Origin of the sequence: Bacillus taeanensis (assembly GCF_003318295.1) — a bacterium.
Lineage (GTDB): Bacteria > Bacillota > Bacilli > Bacillales > UBA6769 > Maribacillus > Maribacillus taeanensis.
This window is the reverse complement of the sequence record NZ_QOCW01000019.1, coordinates 22108-41958: the sequence shown is the minus strand read 5'-3', so window position 1 is coordinate 41958 and position 19851 is coordinate 22108. Positions and strand designations below refer to the sequence as shown.

At 37.5% G+C, this 19851-nt stretch carries 18 protein-coding genes and 1 pseudogene; 6 read left to right on the top strand and 13 right to left on the bottom strand.

Annotated features, from left to right (window positions below):
- Positions 1 to 9: 9 nt before the first annotated feature.
- Positions 10 to 1467, bottom strand: coding sequence for a CoA-acylating methylmalonate-semialdehyde dehydrogenase (locus DS031_RS16210; protein ID WP_113807114.1), 1458 nt, complete (start codon positions 1465 to 1467; stop codon positions 10 to 12).
- A 284-nt stretch (positions 1468 to 1751) separates the two neighbouring features.
- Positions 1752 to 3377, bottom strand: coding sequence for a PucR family transcriptional regulator (locus DS031_RS16205; RefSeq protein ID WP_113807113.1), 1626 nt, complete (start codon positions 3375 to 3377; stop codon positions 1752 to 1754).
- A gap of 525 nt (positions 3378 to 3902) precedes the next feature.
- On the opposite strand from DS031_RS16205, the gene DS031_RS16200 reads away from it, so the two are divergent.
- Positions 3903 to 4784: a LysR family transcriptional regulator gene (locus DS031_RS16200; RefSeq protein WP_113807112.1), complete on the top strand. Its 882-nt coding sequence runs from the start codon at positions 3903 to 3905 to the stop codon at positions 4782 to 4784.
- A gap of 28 nt (positions 4785 to 4812) precedes the next feature.
- On the opposite strand, the gene DS031_RS16195 is transcribed toward DS031_RS16200, so the two are convergent.
- Positions 4813 to 4995, bottom strand: a complete 183-nt coding sequence (locus tag DS031_RS16195; RefSeq protein WP_113807111.1) for a YolD-like family protein — start codon at positions 4993 to 4995, stop codon at positions 4813 to 4815.
- Positions 4996 to 5357: 362 nt separating this feature from the next.
- Complete coding sequence (locus tag DS031_RS16190) at positions 5358 to 6080, bottom strand: MOSC domain-containing protein (protein WP_281269137.1); 723 nt, start codon at positions 6078 to 6080, stop codon at positions 5358 to 5360.
- 146 nt (positions 6081 to 6226) lie between these two features.
- Here DS031_RS16190 and DS031_RS16185 point away from each other — a divergent pair, with 146 nt between their 5' ends.
- Positions 6227 to 7417, top strand: a complete 1191-nt coding sequence (locus DS031_RS16185) for an RNA-guided endonuclease InsQ/TnpB family protein (RefSeq protein WP_113807110.1) — start codon at positions 6227 to 6229, stop codon at positions 7415 to 7417.
- Positions 7418 to 7769: 352 nt separating this feature from the next.
- Here the strand turns inward: DS031_RS16185 and ptsP are convergent, their stop codons facing one another.
- From ptsP to DS031_RS16145, 8 genes are all read right to left on the bottom strand, one after another.
- Positions 7770 to 9512 (bottom strand): phosphoenolpyruvate--protein phosphotransferase, encoded by a 1743-nt coding sequence (gene ptsP / locus DS031_RS16180; RefSeq protein ID WP_113807155.1) that lies wholly within the window; start codon positions 9510 to 9512, stop codon positions 7770 to 7772.
- Positions 9512 to 9778, bottom strand: coding sequence for a phosphocarrier protein HPr (locus tag DS031_RS16175; RefSeq protein ID WP_113807109.1), 267 nt, complete (start codon positions 9776 to 9778; stop codon positions 9512 to 9514). Before DS031_RS16175 ends, ptsP begins: the two co-directional genes overlap by 1 nt.
- A 79-nt stretch (positions 9779 to 9857) precedes the next feature.
- Positions 9858 to 10541, bottom strand: coding sequence for a transaldolase family protein (locus tag DS031_RS16170; protein ID WP_113807108.1), 684 nt, complete (start codon positions 10539 to 10541; stop codon positions 9858 to 9860).
- Positions 10542 to 10698: 157 nt separating this feature from the next.
- Positions 10699 to 11499, bottom strand: coding sequence for an SDR family oxidoreductase (locus tag DS031_RS16165; RefSeq protein WP_113807107.1), 801 nt, complete (start codon positions 11497 to 11499; stop codon positions 10699 to 10701).
- A 201-nt stretch (positions 11500 to 11700) separates the two neighbouring features.
- Positions 11701 to 12066: a PTS glucitol/sorbitol transporter subunit IIA gene (locus DS031_RS16160; protein ID WP_113807106.1), complete on the bottom strand. Its 366-nt coding sequence runs from the start codon at positions 12064 to 12066 to the stop codon at positions 11701 to 11703.
- A 107-nt stretch (positions 12067 to 12173) separates the two neighbouring features.
- Positions 12174 to 13220, bottom strand: coding sequence for a PTS glucitol/sorbitol transporter subunit IIB (srlE, locus tag DS031_RS16155; protein WP_113807105.1), 1047 nt, complete (start codon positions 13218 to 13220; stop codon positions 12174 to 12176).
- 13 nt (positions 13221 to 13233) lie between these two features.
- Positions 13234 to 13779 carry a PTS glucitol/sorbitol transporter subunit IIC gene (gene srlA / locus DS031_RS16150; protein WP_113807104.1) on the bottom strand — a complete coding sequence of 182 codons (546 nt, stop codon included), beginning with the start codon at positions 13777 to 13779 and terminating at the stop codon, positions 13234 to 13236.
- A 19-nt stretch (positions 13780 to 13798) separates the two neighbouring features.
- Positions 13799 to 14224 carry a transcriptional regulator GutM gene (locus tag DS031_RS16145; RefSeq protein WP_113807103.1) on the bottom strand — a complete coding sequence of 142 codons (426 nt, stop codon included), beginning with the start codon at positions 14222 to 14224 and terminating at the stop codon, positions 13799 to 13801.
- A gap of 450 nt (positions 14225 to 14674) precedes the next feature.
- Between DS031_RS16145 and DS031_RS16140 the strand changes: the two genes are divergently transcribed.
- The 3 genes from DS031_RS16140 to DS031_RS16130 are packed head-to-tail and all read left to right on the top strand — an operon-like array spanning position 14675 to position 18931.
- Complete coding sequence (locus DS031_RS16140) at positions 14675 to 16792, top strand: BglG family transcription antiterminator (RefSeq protein ID WP_113807102.1); 2118 nt, start codon at positions 14675 to 14677, stop codon at positions 16790 to 16792.
- 4 nt (positions 16793 to 16796) lie between these two features.
- A complete protein-coding gene (locus tag DS031_RS16135; RefSeq protein WP_113807101.1) occupies positions 16797 to 18632 on the top strand; it encodes a PTS sugar transporter subunit IIA in 1836 nt (611 codons plus the stop codon).
- Between the two features lie 38 nt (positions 18633 to 18670).
- Positions 18671 to 18931 carry an HPr family phosphocarrier protein gene (locus DS031_RS16130; RefSeq protein ID WP_113807100.1) on the top strand — a complete coding sequence of 87 codons (261 nt, stop codon included), beginning with the start codon at positions 18671 to 18673 and terminating at the stop codon, positions 18929 to 18931.
- A gap of 155 nt (positions 18932 to 19086) precedes the next feature.
- Here the strand turns inward: DS031_RS16130 and DS031_RS16125 are convergent.
- Positions 19087 to 19523: pseudogene (locus DS031_RS16125) on the bottom strand (aldo/keto reductase); the annotation flags it as partial.
- Between the two features lie 98 nt (positions 19524 to 19621).
- On the opposite strand from DS031_RS16125, the gene DS031_RS16120 reads away from it, so the two are divergent.
- Positions 19622 to 19816 (top strand): IDEAL domain-containing protein, encoded by a 195-nt coding sequence (locus DS031_RS16120; RefSeq protein WP_113807099.1) that lies wholly within the window; start codon positions 19622 to 19624, stop codon positions 19814 to 19816.
- Positions 19817 to 19851 lie beyond the last annotated feature (35 nt).

Here is a 19851-nt window from a genome sequence, read left to right as displayed (position 1 = left end):
ATCCCTTTTCTAATAACGAGCTGTAAGCATTTTCTTACGAGTATAGAATTCTACCCCGTCTTTTCCGTTTGCATGAAGATCACCATAGAACGATCTTTTATAACCTGAGAATGGGAAAAATGCCATTGGAGCAGGAACTCCAAGATTCACTCCAAGCATACCTGCATCTATTTCTTCACGGAATTGACGGATTGCATTCGCACTGTCCGTATATAAGCATGCTCCATTTGCAAATTCAGATTTATTTGTAAGCGCGATTGCTTCCTCTAAGTTTTCCACTCGTACAATCGCTAACACAGGAGCAAAAATTTCATCCTGCCAAATTTTCATATCAGGTTGAACGTTGTCAAACAGTGTAGGACCTACGAAGTATCCCTGCTCATTCGCTGCATCTTTTCTTCCATCGCGAATAAGAGAAGCTCCCTCTTTTTCACCTGTTTCAATATAGCTAATCGTACGTTCTTTATGGGAATCGCGAATAACCGGGCCAAGGAATACGCCTTTATCCATTCCGTTACCGATCTTAATGTCATCGGCTGCTTGTTTCAGTCGGCTTACTAATTCGTCGGCAACATCTCCAACTGCAACGACAACCGAAGCGGCCATACAACGTTCACCTGCAGATCCAAATGCAGCACCAATAATATTGCTTACCGTATTATCTAAGTCAGCATCCGGCATAACGATCGAATGGTTTTTCGCTCCCGCAAGCGCTTGAACACGTTTGCCGTTCGCTGCTGCTGTTCTGTATACATACTCAGCGACAGGCTGCGAACCAACGAAAGATACAGCCTTCACATCTTCATTTTCCAAAATGCCATTTACCACATCATGGGCGCCATGCACAATGTTTAATACGCCATCCGGAAGTCCGGCTTCTTTAAATAGTTCTGCTAAACGATTAGCAAGTAGCGGTGTTCGTTCAGATGGTTTTAACACAAATGTGTTTCCGCATGCGATCGCAAGCGGGAACATCCAACATGGTACCATCATTGGAAAGTTAAACGGTGTAATCCCGCTAATTACTCCGATTGGATAACGGTACATTCCTGATTCAACACCTGTTGCAATATCCGGAAGCTGCTGACCCATTATTAAAGTTGGCGCATTTGCGGCAAATTCCACACATTCAATACCGCGCAGCACTTCTCCGTATGCTTCATCATAACTTTTACCGTTTTCTAATGTAACAAGCTTCGCTAATTCATCCCAATTCTCAACGAGCAGCTGTTGGTATTTGAATAAAATACGGGCACGTTTAGGGACAGCAACTTTTCTCCACTTTTTGAATGCCTCTTCCGCAGTCGCAACAGCGTGATCTAAATCTTCGCGAGAGGAAATCGGCACGCGAGCGATTACTTCACCTGTTGCCGGGTTTGGTACTTCTTCAATTTTGTCACTTGTTGATTCTACCCATTGTCCACCGATATAGTTTTTTAATGTTTGCACAGTTTGTGTTAATTCCATTGTAAAACCTCCTGTTTTTGAAAGGATAACAACTCTTTGAACTCATTATAGTTGTCAGAAAACTTTTCCTCATTAGACACTGTGTAAAATAATTTGCGTTTTTTTTCTACATGATGAGTGATAACCTATCTAACTATTTACAAGATGTACTATTAGAAGAACTTGTCTTGTCGCCAAGTTTTTTAGCGAAAGCCTTAGTTTTTCTTACACTTTAATCCTTTTTAAATAAAGGTAAACTTTCTTAAAGTACAAAAAAAACCCAAGTAAAGGGTTTCTTTAAAAAATTATGATGTTTTAGAGATAGCAGTATATTCAGGTGATGCCTTAGATGCAGACGTATATTCATAGGCAGAAATCGCCGCTTCAATAGCTTGACGTTTATACGGCTCCATAAAGTCTTTTCCGATTAGTTGATACAATTTTTCAAGGCGATGATAAAGAGTCTGGCGCACAATGTGGAGGTGTTCAGCTGTTTCTTTTTTTGCACCTTTACACTGCAAATAAATTTTTAATGTTTTTAACAATTCTCCATTGCTTTCCTGATCATGTGATAAGACAGGACCTAAATAATCAGAAATGAATTCACTAAGAACTCCTTGTTCATTAGCCGCTAACACAAGGCGGAAAATATATAAATCTTCATAAAAATAACTAATCAGTTCATTTGGCATTTTTTCGCGAATGTTTAATGTTTCTTTTGCGGTATGGTAACTACTTTTTACCTCACTTAAATTAGTAACAAATTTCCCGACGCTAAATTCAAGATCAGAAAGTTTTTGCTTTTTTATAAAGTCAGAATTCTTTAAAGACTCGATCCCTTCCTGCACCCTACGCTTAAACTCATCCGTTTTCCAACTGTTGAGCAGGATAAAAACCATTTGATTTTTTTGGATAGAAGATAACAGAAAGATACCGCGTTTTTCAAAAATAGAACGGAAATAGATTTTAAAATAAGTAAATTCTGACATTATTTTATCGAGATTATTAGCTTTAAAGACTAAAACCGTCGCTCCATTTGGAGTGAGAGTAGGTTCAAGTTCGGACAGATAGCGATGAATTTGTTCATTACTATGTCTTCCTTCAAGCCAACAGCTCACCCATTCCGCTTCTTTCGCCACTCGTTGTTCTTCAATATATAACTCACGTAGTAGACTTTGAGCTAACGCAATCGCACTGCGGTCTAAAATTAAATATTCAAATTCCGTAATAACGTCCGCTTCCGAAATAATAAATAAATCTGCAAACGTTTGATCTAAAGCTTGTACAGATTGATGAGCAACATTTACATGTGGAGGTATCTCATTCCCTTTTAACATTTGAAAAATTTTTTCTTGTTCGTCCGGTGCTTTTTTAGAAATAATTTGAACTTTTCCTTGATTAGAAATACAAACGACCGTCACTTTTAAATACTCATGTAAAAGCTGGAGCACTTTTTGCTGTGGAGTAGCAGACAGCAGCAATTGATTTAAGCGATTTGAATACTTCTCCAGGTCAGAAAGAATTTGATAATGTTTTTGTATTAAAAGGCTATGAATCTCCTGTGTAATATCAATAAACCGCACTTCTTTCGTGAAAGAAATAATTGGAAAATTAGCTTCATCCGCTAAGTCGATCACTTCCTGCGGGATTTTAGAGATATACGTTCCTAATTCAATGCAAAGTCCGGCTGCGTTGGAATCAATAAACTTTTGAACGAGTGACACAAACGCATCTTTGTCCTCTTTCCACCCAACTCCTGTTGAAAGGATCAGTTCATTTCCATTTAAAAGATGTTCAATAGAGGTGACTTCCAGCACATGAACCCATTGGACAGGTCGGAGCAGGCCTGATTTTCCTGCGATTATTTTCGTATGTCCAAAATGTTTATTTTGCAAAATTTCTTGCACAGATAATTTAATTTCAAACTCCATTAAAAATTCCCCCTACTTAAGTGTTGGAAAAAGGTAAAGATTTTTTTGCAGCCGACTTCTTTATAACATTTTATAAGTAATGGTTATCAATTCACTTCATCAATTTATGATTGAGATTGTTCATTTACTCTTAGCTTATTATTTATTATATCTATAAAATTATATAAACTTTCCATAATGTGGTTATATATTCTCCCATACTATTTTTAAAACAATTCTCAACACGAAGAAAAAGTCTTTTAAAATCGCTTATTAAAGAGATTTTCAACTAGAAAAATAAAACAATATTAATTAAACAAACTAAAAAATAATTGAAAATCGATTATTACCCGATTAAATTTAAAGCGCTTTCAATTATTCTAAAAAAATAATTAACTTTTTTTGAACTTGCAATAAAACTAAGATTAGAACATTCAGCTAAAGTTCAATCTCTTATTTTCAGTATAACTTACAGGTTTTACATAAGTAAAATGAATGTTTATAATCTTATACATGAGATAAATTAATACTTAAAGGAGAAAAGTGATGACAATTAGTCGATTTGAAGTTTTTCAAGCAGTTGTCGATTCAGGGAGTCTTACAAAAGCAGGCGAAATGTTAAATTTAACACAATCCGGTGTTAGTCATGCTATTACTAGTCTTGAAAATGAATTAGGATTTCCTTTACTAACAAGAGGACGATCAGGTATTCAGTTAACGCATAATGGAGAGAGAATGCTTACATATATTCGTGACATTCTGAGTTTACATGACCGCATGAAACAAGAAGCTGCAGCAATAAAGGGGTTAGATGTAGGGGTAGTGAGAATAGGTACATTCACAAGTGTTGCCGCCCTCTGGTTACCTCATATTATAAAAACATTTGAAGAGATTCATCCGGGAATCACTGTTAAATTGTTTGAAGGAGATTACTTGACCTTGGAGGATTGGGTGTCAAACGGAGTCATTGACTGTGGTTTTATTACGTCACCAACATCACAATCACTGAAATTTCTCCCTTTAAAAAAAGATAAAATGCTTTGTATTTTATCCGAAGAGCACCCTCTTCATAACCAAGACCATATTTCCTTTGAACAAATTCAAACAGAACCTTTAATTATGCCAAGCAAAGGTTGGGACAATGAGATCAAACAAATTTTTACAGAAAACAATATTAAACCAAACGTAAAATTCAAAGTATCAGATGATCAGGCAATCATTGCAATGGTAAAAAATAATTTAGGGATCAGCATTAGACCGGAAATGACGTTAGCTCATCTTCCCGATAACATTCGGATTGTTAATTTGGAAAGCGAATATTTTCGATCGATCGGCATCGCTACCAAGCTTACGATGTCGCCTGCCGCTAAAAAATTTATTGATTGTGCCCACTCATGGTTAACTGATCACAACTTACTGGATTTTTAACAGTCTTTTATAAATAACTAAACAACAATTAATGAATTTCCTTTATTTCTGATAAGCGAATCGAGCAGACCTTTTGACTTTCATCTTTTAATAAAAGAGCTTGTTCATATAAATCAAGATTATAAACAAGTCCCTTACATGTTTGTAGTATTCCGTCTTTATGATAATGAATCGTAATGAAACGATTTTTTGTTAGTTCTTTTAAAAACATCTGCTGTTCTCCTTTCAAACTCGTATGCTGTGCAGCAAAAATCCTTCAATAAGCTTATGAGCTCATTATATTTTTAATAACCAATCCAATCATTAGACGTTGTGTAAGTATTTTTCTCCGTTTCTTTTACACTGTTGTTGATTAGTGAATGAAGCAAACAGAATATTATAAAACATAAAAGCGCACCACTTTAATACAAGTGATGCGCTGCTTTGTTTTATTTGCAAGGTTCCAAGCCTAGAATCTTCACCCATTCTGTTTTTTGAACTTCATAATCACCTGACCAACGTGCTTTGAATGAATCTCTAAGCTCTTTTTTATTTTATAGAGTTCTAATCACTCTTTCTATTTCTGTAAAAAATTCAATCAAGAAGACGAACTTCATCATCTACGTGAATGTCCCCTATTTTTATTACAGAAGCATAAACGCCAAAATTATTGTTTCTTTCTTTTATAACCGTTTTATGTAAACTTGCATCTCGTTCGGCATTATCAGGATTAACAGCAATAATCATACACCTTTTACAATGTTCTACAAATTTCATTTCTACTTGAGTTCCTATTTTGATACGTCGTCCAATCCATTCTTCTTCAATAAAAGGTTTCTTATCCTTTAATGAAATAACTAAATTAGGACGAAACCGTCTCGAATCAACTTCGTCTTTCCCCCATAGTTCTTGCAACTTTTCTAATGAAGCATCTGTTGCTAGTAGAATATGCTCTACTGCAATTGGTCCAATAGGTACATGTGATGGAGTATATTCCTTAGTAGAAATTTTTCGTTTCGATTTGTTTTCCATTTCTTTAATTAATTCTTGATCTTCCCAATCATAAATCTTTCCCTCAGGTGTGATTACTTCCACTTTAGGATATTCATCCATTGAATCTTCTCCCACAAATCTCGCTTTATATCGAACCATTTCTTGGAATTGTTTTATGGTTAAGAAAATTCCTTTTTGTGTATCGTCTAAATAAGCATGGCTGCGGTCTCCATATAAGCCATATTCCATTATTTTGGATTTTTGCACACTTTCTCCGCGAAAAGATTTTACCGAATGACGAACAATCTCTTTAACGAAATTCAGCCAGAAGTCCCCTTCCTCAAAAATTCGATGGAATTTTAGGTGGGGGATGAATGGCGCTTTTTGTTTTGGTATTCAGAAATAATAAGATTTTCCTATATAAAAACATTTGTTCTTGGTGATAAAATGAAGGCACGGAGGTGAAACCCATGTATCGAACAATGAAAGTTCCTTTTTCCGCTTCTGCTGATACTATTCAAAAGTTGTTTGACATCCGCCGTCTTTGTGCTGTTGTTTGGAATGATTGTGTCCAAATCGCTCGTTATTACTACCGGCTTGGCGGTGGATGGATTACCAAAAGCGATCTTCAAACAGAAATAAAAGGACTCTATCCCCTTCACAGTCAAACGATTCAAGCTGTCGCTCATAAATTCCTTCAAGCAAGAGAAGGCGCCCAAAAAGCGAGAAAATCAGGATTCAATGTCCGCTATCCTTGGAAGCATAAATTTGTATTCAACCCGAAATGGGTCGGACAATCGTTTACCCTCCAAGGAAAGAAAATCACCCTTTCATTAGGAATATGGAATGGCAAACGTCAGCCGAAAGTAACGCTTAAACTCCCTAAAGTCCCTCCAGGAAATGTGAAAGAAATCGAATTAGTTTATGACCGAAAATGGTTGATTTGTCTTTCGTATGAGACCAACACCGAAGAAGAATCCCCTAAACAACAAGGTATCACCGCAAGTATCGACCCCGGAGAAATTCATACCATTGCCAGTGTAACCGAAAATGGTGACAGCCTTGTCATCACCGGCCGCTATCTAAGAAGCATCCACCGTTTACGAAATAAAAAGCTAAAAGAACTGCAGAAGCTGATGAGCCGCTGTAAAAAAGGCTCCAGACAATGGCGGAAATACAACCGCGCCAAAAAGTATGTGCTGTCTAAAAGTGACGAACAACTAAAAGACGCGCTTCATAAAACAACAAAACAATTCGTGGACTGGTGTCTTCAACATGACGTCCATCATGTGGTCATCGGCGATGTAGAAGGTGTCCAGCGAAACACGAAAAAGAAAAGAAGCAAAAAAACAAATCAGAAGCTGTCCAACTGGTCGTTTGGAAAGTTATATACCCTTCTTGTCTATAAACTAAAAGCAAGAGGCATGACGATTGAAAAAGTTGATGAGCATTTTACGTCCCAAACGTGTCCCGTTTGTGGAAACCGCAAAAAAGTCAGTGATCGAACCTATCAGTGTCCATGCGGTTATAAGGAACATCGCGATCTTCATGGGGCAAGGAACATTCTTACCAAACAGCTGTATGGGAAGATGATCTACTATCCGCTTCATGATCCGATCTATGTACGACCGACGTATCTACAACCTGCAGTTTCAGCTTAAGAAGACCTTTTTCTGCTGAAAGGAAGTAGTAGACGGGCAGAACCGCCCCTTGTTCGTTGTGAAACGCACAAGTTGCCTACGGTGGCAGTTTTCTGTCGGGAGACACGAAACGAGAAGACCACTATCCTAAAAAAGGGATGTTTGGTTCTAAGCACAAAGGCAGTGTTGATGACACTTGTTCCAGCTAGGACGGCTTTTGGACTTGTGAACTTCAAACAGGAAACCCCTTCCTCAAGCGCGAAGCGGTAGGGAGAGGAGGTTCATTATGACCGATTATTTGATAGATTCCATAGCTTAATCGGCATGCACTCTATTCTAAATAATGAGTTTCATTCAAAATTAGCCCTTTTCTCTACTTCATCATAGTTAGACTTTGAGACTTGATGAGTGTGTTTCTTATAAATGTCTCCACTTCTTCAGCCGTTGTCATCGTTAAAACGGTGTCAATAACTGCCTCAATGTCTGCTTTTGATAGAGTTGAAATCTGGCTCCGTGCCGCGAGAACTGATGTTGCACTCATTGAAAATTCATCTAAACCAAGTCCAAGCAGCAGTGGAATCGCTACTTCATCCCCGGCCATTTCCCCACACATTCCAACCCATTTCCCTTCTTTATGAGCCGCTTTAATGACCATCTGAACTAAACGAAGAATCGCTGGGTGATACGGTTGATAAAGATAAGAAACACGTTCATTCATGCGGTCAGCCGCTAATGTATATTGAATGAGATCGTTTGTGCCAATTGAGAAGAAATCCACCTCTTTTGCGAATAAATCAGCCATAATCGCTGAAGATGGAATTTCAACCATCATTCCTACTTCAATGCTGTCTGAAACCTCAATGCCTTCTGCCTCAAGGTTTTGTTTTTCTTCTAGTAAAATCGCTTTAGCGCCGCGAAACTCTTCTAATGTCGCAATCATCGGAAACATCACTTTTAGATTGCCGTATACGCTTGCTCTAAGCAATGCGCGTAACTGGGTACGGAACAAATGCTGAACATCTAAACATAAACGAATTGCACGATGCCCTAAGAATGGGTTCATTTCTTTTGGCAAATTCAAATATGGAAGCTCTTTGTCTCCCCCAATGTCTAACGTTCGAACAACAACAGGCTTTCCATTCATGCCCTCTAATACCGCTTTATAAGCTTCAAACTGTTCTTCTTCAGTTGGCAGCTTATCGCGCCCCATGTATAAAAACTCTGTTCGATAAAGCCCGATACCTTCTGCGCCGTTCTCAATGACACTTTTCACATCAGCTGGGGTGCCAATGTTTGCCGCAAGCTCAACATGATGACCGTCTTGAGAAAACGTCGGTTCATTTACGAGCTTCGCATATTCTGCTTTTTGCGCTTCATACGCGGCTTTTTTCCTTTCATAATCCGAAATCGTTTCAGCAGATGGATCAACAATTATTTTGCCGTCAAGACCGTCCAAAATAAGCAATGTGCCGTGGGTCACTTGCTCTGTTACCGTTTTTGTTCCAACAACAGCTGGAATTTCCATCGATCTTGCCATAATGGCTGAATGAGATGTTCGTCCTCCGATGTCTGTTATAAATCCTTTCACGTATTGACGATTTAATTGTGCTGTATCAGAAGGAGTTAAATCTTCGGCAATTATAATCACTTCTTCAGAAATCATACTTGGATTAGGGATTTGTACACCTAACAGATGAGCAATGACACGTTTGGTTACATCACGAATATCTGCCGCGCGTTCTTTCATGTATTCATTCTTCATCGTTTCAAACATATCAATAAACATTGCTGCTACTTCATTTAAAGCAAATTCCGCATTCACCTGCTCATTTTGAATTTTACCTTTAATAGGGTTGATCAGCTCAGGATCACTTAACACAAGAAGGTGCGCAGCAAAAATAGCTGCTTTATCTTCGCCAAGTTCTTTATGAGCATGTTCTTTGATTTCTTCTAGTTCCGATTTTGATGTCTCAAGCGCTTGATTAAAGCGCGCCACCTCTTGATCGATATTCGTTACGGCTGTTTTCTCTACTGTTAACTCTGAATTTTCTAAGCGAAAAGCTTTCGCGATCGCAATCCCACTTGATGCTGCAATACCTAAAATATCTTTTGTCATCATTCCGCTAAACCTGCTTTTTTCATAGAATCTTGTAGAACGGCAATTGCTTCTTCATCGCTAGATCCGTTAGCTGTAATTTTGATAACCCCACCTTTTGGAATTGCCAAAGACATCACACCCATGATTGATTTTAAATTCACTGACTTACCGTTATATTCTAAGTGAATATCAGCATCAAATTCGCTTGCTGCCTGCACTAACGTTGTTGCTGGACGTGCATGAATCCCTGACTGATCAATAACTGTAAATGTTTTTTCTACCATTTAAATTGCTCTCCTTCACTCTTTTTATAAATGTTGACCTCATTGTGTTTCAAGAAAAATAGCTTCCTCTCATTTTTTTCTATTTTGTCCTAACGAGGCTGTCACAGCTCTCTCCATAAAAGTGTTTCCACTCATTCACAAATTGTTTGACATTCATCTCCGTTGAAGGATGTGTAATCAACGCTTTAATAATATCCGGGGCTGCTGTTATACCGTGAGCACCTTCCAAACAAACGCGATGTACTTGTTGAGTATTTTTAAAACTTGCTGCGATTACTTTACAAGGAAGTTGATGACGTTCAAACATTTTTACAATTTCACTTACAACGTGAACTCCGTTTCCTGTAAGGTTGTCGATGCGGTTGACATAAGGGGCCACATATTCAGCTCCTGCTTTTGCTGCCAAAAACGCCTGCATAGGAGTGTAAATAGTAGTAGCCAGTGTTTTAACCCCTTTTGCTTTTAGTAATTTTATAGCTTTTATGCCTTCATCGGTAACCGGCACTTTCACACAAAGATTTCCTCCAAGTTCTTCATTTAAATGAATTCCTTCTTCCACCATACCTTCTGCTCTTTCATCCAGCACCTGAGCGAAAAGCATTTTTTCCTCTCCAATAATAGAACGAATCTCCTTTAATAATGGAAGGAATGGGCTTTTTTCTTTTACTATAATTGTTGGATTTGTAGTAACCCCATCGATTGGAAATAATGTATGTAGTTCTCTAATACTCTGTAAATTTGCTGAATCTATTAACAGTTTCATATACGCTGCTCCTTCGTCCTATTTTCTATAGAAATATGAGAGTAACTCGATAAGTTACTCTCATACAACCCGCGAAACAATTAATATTTTTAATAGATTAGTAGATATAAAAAGAAAGGAACTTTTATCATCACCTAAATAGAAATAGTCTTATTATTTACCCGCGAGATTTTCCACCTGAAATGTTCACTGTTGTACCTGTAATATAGCTTGCACGTTCTGAAGCTAGATAAGTGATCAACTCGCCAATTTCATCCAACTTCCCTGGGCGTCCAAGTGGTATTGATTTGCTGTAGTCTGTTCCAAGGCCCTCTACTGTTACTCCTCGTGTATAAGCTAGTGCTTCATTATAAGCTGGTGTTGTTAAACCTGTTTGTTCATTGATACCCGGTGCAATCCCAACTACACGAATGTTAAATTTGCCGAGTTCTTTCGCCCAAGAACGAGTAAAACCGTTAACAGCACCTTTTGTAGCGGAATAAGCGCTTTGTCCAGCAGACCCTTCCATACCTGCCTCAGAAGAAACATTAATGATGATACCTTTATTATTTTTAACCATTACTCTTGCAGCTGCTTGAGCACATAGGTAAGGTCCCTTCTGATTTACAGCCACCATGAAATCAAAGTCTTTTTCATTTAGCTCATACTCCGGCTTTTCGCCGCGGAAGTCAACAAGTAAGCGCGGTAAATTCACACCAGCATTATTAACTAAAACATCTACTGTTCCAAACAGCTCAACCACTTTGCCTGTCATGTTTTCAACGCTTTCTTTATTAGTAACATCACATTGAATGTGGTACGTTCCGTCAGCTTGTTCCCCAGTCTCTACATTTAGATCCGAAACAACTACTTTTGCCCCATTTTTCACTAAATGAGCCGTTATTTTAGCACCAATTCCAGATGCACCACCCGTTACAACAACTATCTTACCTTCTAACTCAAGCCATGATTCGTTCATTCTTTCGTCCTCCTTATAATTTGCACAGCAATCGCGTGTAATTTGTAAAATCTAAAACGAAAATCTCTTATTGTTCTTTCATTCATTGTTTAAATTTATGAATTCTTGCTATTTTTACTTTTGAGGGAAGCTTGGATTGGCTCCCTCATTAACAATCATCTTGCTTGCATTTTTAATGACCATATACTGCCTTTAATAAATTTATTTTTTTAGAATTTGAATTAGCGAACCTGCCTCTGGAACTTGAATATCGGCTTCTTCAAGATAAAGCGTCCCAGGCAGTTCAGAAGTATCTGAACCATCAAATTTTAATGTAATATGTCCTAATGAACCTAGATTCTGTTTTACGGCACTCCCTACAGCTGTAATTGTATATTCTTGGTTATTGAAAGCTAAAACGTCACCTTGCTCAATTTCACCTTCAATTTCATTTACATTAATTAATAAACAGTAGTCTGATAGTTCCGCTGGGGCATTATCTCCAAATAAAATAAACATTTTTTCTCCAAGAAAATCAGACACGGATGAACCAATTTTATTAATTTTAGTTTGATAAATTGTTTTCATAGTAACTCTCCTCCCACTCTCTATGTGAATAGACTTAGATGAATAACATTGATACTAAACATTGCAAATACTTTTAAAGAATGACTGCTTTCTATACTTCACAAGCTTTATTCATACATTCCAAAGCTTGCGAGCCATGCAATAAACACAGTTGGGGCTCCTGTTAAGAAACGGGAATAAAGAACAGATGGCACGCCAACCTCAATCGTTTCCACTTCTGCTTCTGCTAATCCCAACCCTACTGGAACGAAATCAGCTGCAGCTTGAGAGTTAATCGCAAAAAGAGCCGGTAATGCCAGATGTGGCGGAATATTTCCTTTTCCAATTTCCACACCAATTAGCGTTCCAATTACTTGTGAAATAACAGCCCCAGGTCCTAAAAATGGAGACAATAATGGGAACGAACAGATTAAAGAAATTAAAAGTAAACCAGGTAAAGAACCCGCATATGGTGACAAGTATTTTGCAAAAAGATCACCAATTCCAGATGCTTTAATAACCCCGATTAACATCGCCACAAATGCCATAAACGGTAAAATCGTTTTAATTACGGTATCAATCGCTTCACGGCCAGCTTGATAGAATACACTGACAAACGAACCCATTGCCATACCGATTCTTGCAATCGTACCTTTTGGTTTTTGTTGTTCACTAATTTTCTTATCTGCGCTATACTTAGGTTGATTACTTTTTTCAGTTTTCTTTTCTTCAACATCGGATGTTTGAGGTGTTGCAGCACCTTCATACAATTCAATGTTGGCAGGTTTCACTCCAGAGACGTAAATGTCTTCGGTAATGTGTTTTGCCAATGGACCGCTCTGTCCTGTCGGCATTACATTAATCGTCATGATTCGTTTTTGCGGATATAAACCGCATCGCAATGTACCGCCGCAGTCGATGATGACACAAGCCATTTCGTTCTCTGGAACACTTGTTTTAAATCCATCAACTAGTTCGCAGCCTGTTAGTTCAGCAATTTTATCTGCAATATCAGGTCTTGTTCCACCTGTAATATAAACGACCTTGTTTTTTTCTTCTGTCGGTGTAATCACCAATGGACCGCCAAATCCTCCTGGTCCTGCTTTTACAATAACCGAGTTGTAGTTTTGGCCCACTTTTCCTTCTCCTTCTATCACTAAACTGTTTGTACTCATCCTGCTTCCCTCCTTACAGTTCGACTGTATCTTTTAATGTCACATTTTGCTGTTTCGCAACAAAAGCTGTCGTTAAATCCGTTACCCAACCTCTTAAGAAGTTTGTTGCAATCCCTACTAAGAAATAGCGAACCGCTAACTCTGTCGTTTCAAAGCCAAGTGTTGTAATCCCTGCGGCAATTCCTAGGAATACAAACAATTCTCCTGGATTAACATGTGGGAAAAGTCCGTTGTGTGTGTGACAAGAAAATGATGCAGAAGCATAGTAGCTTGGTTTATACTTTTCCGGTAAAAACCTTCCTAGTGATAGTGTCATTGGATTCGCTAACACAAATGTTCCAATAACAGGAAGAACAAAGTATCTCGTGAACGGGTTTTTACCTGATTTTTTTGCCACTTTTTCTACTCGTTCTTCTCCAATTAAGCGAATAAGCGCATTCATCGCGACCAAAAGCATAATTAATAATGGAACAATGCCAGTGACCAAATCGACAAATACAGCTGCACCTTCTCTAAATAGTCCCATAAATCCATCTGCCATCTTTATAATAAGATCCATCACTTTCACCTCATATTAGTTAGTTTTTAGTTGGTATAAGTAAATCAATCCAGCCTTTTTTAACTTTTAACTCACCTCCTTTAGAAATAATGTTATAACTGTTTAATGCATCTTTAATTGCTAATCGCGTTAACTTATTAACGTTCTTAAAATCATCTTCATCTAATGTTAATAATTTTTTACCTTCAAAACCTTTTAAGTTTCTAACTCTTGAAAAGACGGTTACTCCTTGCATTTTGCCTGCTTTTAAAATGGTATTTTTACGATCAATTGCAAACATCACAACTGTTCCTGCTCGAAAACGTGCGGTCTTCCTTCCAATTGCTACTCTCCCTAACTTCCTCATCTCAGCATACTTTTTGTTAAAATGCTTAATTTGCAAAAAGCCTAAGATGCTTTGAAGGAGCCATGAAAAGCCAATTAAAATAATGACGTACCATATCATAGAATTTCCTCCTTTCAAAAGTCGACTATCAGCATGACCACTTAGTGACAAAATTGAATGACTCTCTATGAAACTTATTATATACGATAAAAACCCTTATGTAAGTACTTACATATACAACATTGTCTTTATTGGAATCACGACATTTATTAAGAACAACCATTTAAAAGATGTCATGATTAATATAGTGACATTTTTTAATAATAAGGGTTTAGCTAGTAAAAAGGCGATATCCTTAAGAACAAATTATGACCTGTTACATACATCTTAAGTTAACGACTTTCACACACTAGGATTGCTATGCTAGCATTGTTATAGGTTACCTCTATGAAAGAGAATAAGTCCAAGTAAGCCAATCACAAAAAATGTATATTTAATTTTGCCATTGACTTTATGTGGTAAATATACATAAGATTATTGTTATATTAAATCTTGTCAGGAGTGTTTACGATGTTAGAGAAAGAAGGAGTTCAACTCAATTCCAGACAGCAGCAAATTCTCTTACTTCTTCTAAAGTCTCCTTTTCCAGTCACATTAAAGGAAATGTCAAATGAGATGGCAATTAGCGGCCGTACCATTCAAAGAGAACTATCTGGTTTAGATTCTTTTTTAGAGTCGCATGATTTGGTCTTAACTAAAAAGACAGGGGTTGGACTTTCCTTAAATGGTGAAAAGTATGCAAAGGAAAAATTACTGCAGTATTTGTCCAGCAACCAGTCAAATAAGATCTTTGCACCTGAAGAGCGGCAGTATATTCTCAAGCAGCTGCTTCTTACATTAAAGGAACCTACAAAGCTTTACTCTTTCAGCAATAAATTTAGGGTAACAGAAGCAACGATTAGTAATGATTTATTAAAGGTAGAGCCATGGTTTGATAAGCATGACATAAAGCTTATCCGCAAACCTGGATTTGGAGTTTACATTGAGGGAAGTGAAAAAAGCATTCGCGGCGCAATTGTTGATTTGTTTTATCAGCATTTTAGTCAAGAGCAATTGATGGAGGTCCTTTCGACTTATTCCTATTCTTCATCGGATAAAGTAAAGCTCCACCTCTCAATTAAGAATCATCTCCTGCAATTCATTGACCCTGAGACAATCACAAAAATTGAAACAGTTGTACAGAAAACCGAGAAATGGGGTTACACCTTAACTGACAGTGCCTATGTAGGGTTAGTGGTACATATCGCGCTAGCCGTTCAACGTCTTAAAAAAGGGGAAGTTATTACAATTGCCCAAGAGGGTTTCAAGAATATAAAGGACATGCCGGAGTATCAAGCAGCCAGCCAAATGGCTCAGGAGCTCGAATCTGAACTTGATATTAGTATTCCCGAAAGTGAAATTGGATACATTACCATGCATCTTTTAGGCGCTAAATTTAAAAGATTACACGCTTCTCCTCTTTATACAAACGAGGTTGATGAATATGTTGATCAGATGATTCAAATTGTAGAAAGTGAGATTGGAGTAAGTTTGGCTGGTGACGCTATACTAATTGAACACTTAAGTACGCATTTGGGACCAGCTATTCATCGAATGAAGTTAAATATGGAATTTCGGAACCCTCTCTTGGATAACATCAAAGAAAAATATCCACATATCTTTGCTGCTGCAAGTAAAGCAGCAGTATATTTGGAAAAAGAACTGCACTGCCCTGTTCCAGAAGAAGAAATTGGATATATAGCTATGCATTTTGGTGCTGCAGCAGTAAGAAACGAAGAGTTACAACATAGTTCCTATCGTGTACTCCTTGTTTGTACGAGTGGAATAGGAACTTCTCACTTACTATCAGCTCAAATCGAAAGACAATTTTCCTATATAAATGTAGTGGATATCGTTTCTCTCCTCCACCTTAATGAGTGGCTTCGAAACAATCCATCAATTGATGTAATTATTTCAACAGTACCGTTTGAATGCGAAGAACAACCAGTAGTTGTAGTAAATCCGTTTCTCCTTCCTCAAGATATTCAATTAATTAAGGGGCATTTGAAACAAGTAAAAAACTTAAAAAAGGGTGAAAAAGAGATTGTGCGTAAAAACATTGAAATTGAAGATAAAGTTCAGAAAATCAATCGTTACGGCGAAGCAATGGAGCAGTTATTAAACCATACCTTCATTGCGAATGACAGTAATGCGTTATCAAAGGAAGAGGTTATCAAGCAGGTGGCGGAATATGTACAATCCCAGTTTAACGAAATAAATTCTTCTGCATTGGCAGAAGAATTACGAAAAAGAGAAGAAATTGGAGCATTGGTTATGGAAGAAGAGCAGCTCGCTATGCTTCATTGCCGCAGCCCTCTTATAAATCAGCTGTGTATCTGTTTATTTAAACTAAAAAAAGCAGTGGACTGGGAACATGGAATGAATGTTCATACAGTTTTAGCTTTACTCGCTCCAAAGAATGCACCTAAAGAGCATATCGCAATCATTAGTGAAGTAAGTAAAGCATTAATGGAAGAAGATTTTGTCCAATCACTAACGGGCAAGGATTCAGAAGAAGCTAGAAATCAAATTAAATCCGTTCTCGGAAAAGGATACTTAGCAAAATCGAATGCGTTGTTGAGTGGGTGAACATATGAAATATATAGATAGAGCAGGTCGCTTCATAAGCAGAATGGTATTTAAAAACATGGTTGTATTAATTCTCTTAGGAGCGATTCGAGTAGGGTTCGGGTCTATTGGGTGGTCTCCCAATGAAGATATCTACCAAATCGCCGTTCTTATGGTTCATTATTTTATTCCCGTTCTTTTTGCCTATACTGCTGGTCAGATGATTGGAAAGCATCGGGGAGGCGTTGCGGCAGCAATTGTTATGTTTGTGATAGTCACACAAAACTCTACGGAGATGCCGCTAATTCTCCCATCTTTAGTAATCGGTCCAATCGTAGGTTATAGTATTAAAAAGATAAGTGAATGGCTGGAAGGAAAAATTCCCACAGGATTTGAATTATTACTTAACAACATTATTGACAGCCTAGTTGCATGTTTATTTATCTTCATCGGCATTTATTGGATCAATGCTGTTTTTATAGAGACCATGCATTTAGTTCTTCGTATGCTGGAATTCTTGACTGAATCTGGATATATACCGTTAATTGCTCTTATTATTGAGCCAGGTAAAGCTTTATTTTTTAATAGTGTAATTAACCATGGCATTTTAGAGCCGTTAGGAATTCAACAGGCTTACGAACATGGTAAATCTGTTTTATTTCTTCTTGAAACCAATCCTGGTCCCGGATTTGGTCTTTTATTAGGCTGCTATTTCTACTTAAATAGCAAAGAAAAGGGTAATGTAAAAGCAGCTCTCCCAGTCCATGTACTTGGAGGAATTCACGAAGTATACTTTCCGTATGCACTAATGAAACCTTTACTTATTATCCCTCTTATTTTGGGAGGAATAACCGGAAACTTAATTTTCTATCTATTTGATGCAGGTTTAGCCGCTACCCCCTCTCCCGGCAGCATTATTTTACTGCTTGCTATGGCAGCAAAAGGATCACATGCAGCGGTTGCAGCTGGCTTTCTCGCATCGACTATTGTAAGCTTCTGTGGAACTGCGCTCGTACTTTCCTATGATAAGAAAAGGAGAGGTAAAAACCAAAGCGAGGTTCAAAATGATGACACGTTAACGCCGACAAGCGCTAGCGCTAAGGAGAAAAAAATGGAAGTAAAAAATATTATTTTCGCTTGTGATGCAGGGATGGGCTCCAGTGCGATGGGAGCAGCCGCGTTACAAAAAAGGTTAAAACAGGAAGGTTTAAATATAATGATTGATAATCTTTCCGTCGATGACATTCCTGACGATGCAGACATTGTTATATCAAACATTCGTTTAACAGAACGGGCACAAGCATGCGCCCCGCAAGCAGAACATATATCCATCACTTCCTTTCTTGACCGCTCATTTTACGAGGAATTAATCTCTCGGCTTAAGGCCCAACAGGACGGAGATTCTAATAAAGCACGACCCCAAATCGACATCTTTAGAAATCTTAATAAGGAAAACATCCTTCTTAATATGAAAGCAAAGGATAAGTGGGAGGCCATTGAGCAGGTTGGGAATGTATTAGCTAAAAGAGGAAATGTAAGCATTGATTATATTGATGAAATGAAGCAGCGTGAACAAGCGTTCTCGACGTATCTAGGAAATGGTGTAGCCATTCCCCATGGGATTGATTCTAAAAGCAATAGGATTAAAAAAGCTGGAATTGTCATTGCACAATATCCTGATGGAATTGCTTTCTCAGATACACAGAAGGCTTATATTGTAATCGCCATAGCTGGCAAAGGGGACAATCAATTATCCACCCTTTCACGGCTTGCTGAAATCGTTGAACAAAAGGATAAAGTAAATCAGCTTATTCATGCTGAGAATGAGGAAGAAGTTGTTGAAGTTTTCAAAAATAGCTAGCTTTATTTGAAGATAAAGAGAAGGGAAATAAAGTTTAAATGATTGTGGAAGAAATAGTAGTAAAAAATAGACTTGGGTTTCATCTTCGTCCTGCAACTATGTTTGCTTCTATCGCCCAAAAGTTTTCCTCTGAGATTAAAATTAGTTACAATGGCAGGATTGCAACCGGAAAAAGTGCGATCGGCCTTTTAAAGCTGGAAATTGAAGGAGGAGAAATAATTTCCATAAAAATTGACGGAGAAGACGAGATAGAAGCAATGAAAACTTTAACCCAGTTAATGAATAGAGAATTAATATAATTAGTATAGACTTAACCTTTTAACACTTCTGCGACAGAAGTTGATAATCGGCTTCTATCAGTGCTAAATAGTACTTTAAAGAACAATTAATTGATTAATTATAGAGGCGCACCACTTTTTATAAAAGTGAGGCGCCTCTTTGTTTCATACAAGGATTAAAACTCTTCATAAATCACAGGATCTTGATCATTAATCCTGACGTCCGGGCAGGTCAATTCTGCAATTGTGCTCATTTCTGCTTCACTTAGCGTAAAATCAAAAATTGAGATGTTTTCAAGCTGGCGGTCTGGAGAAGCCGATTTCGGAATCGTAATTGCGCTTAATTGATAATGCGAGCGCAAAATAACTTGTGAGATTGTTTTGTTGTGATCGTTGGTAATCGTTTTTAGTGTTTCATTGTCTAAAACGTCCTTTGCTCGGGGGCAAGCGGACTTCACGATTCGGTTTTAATGTTGTTTTCTTCATGCCATTTTCTTTGCTGTTCTTGATTGAAAAATGGGTGTAATTCAATTTGGTTGCTGCATGGTTTCGTGCCTGTTTCCCTTTCTAAACGTTCAATATATTTCGGTAAGAAATTGTAAACACCGATTGAAAGTTATTATTCTCAAACCAGCAAATTATCAGTTTAAATGTTTGAATAGTGAGAAAATGGCTAGAATGATAGAAAAAAGGTCAAGGAGTTGATTTTTTATGGAAGAGAATGTACTTCATTCATCTCAACCTGAAGGAAATATTACAAGTGCTTTATTTGCTGAAATGGTGTTAGATAAGGCTCTGCTTGATTTCCGAAAAGAGAAAATCCAACAAAAGATTGACCAATCCTTACGAGATAGAAATAAAAGAGAATTTATAAGATTAACAGAGGAATTGAAGGACGCTTTTTAATTTTCGTGTATATAATGAAACATATCATTGGGTGA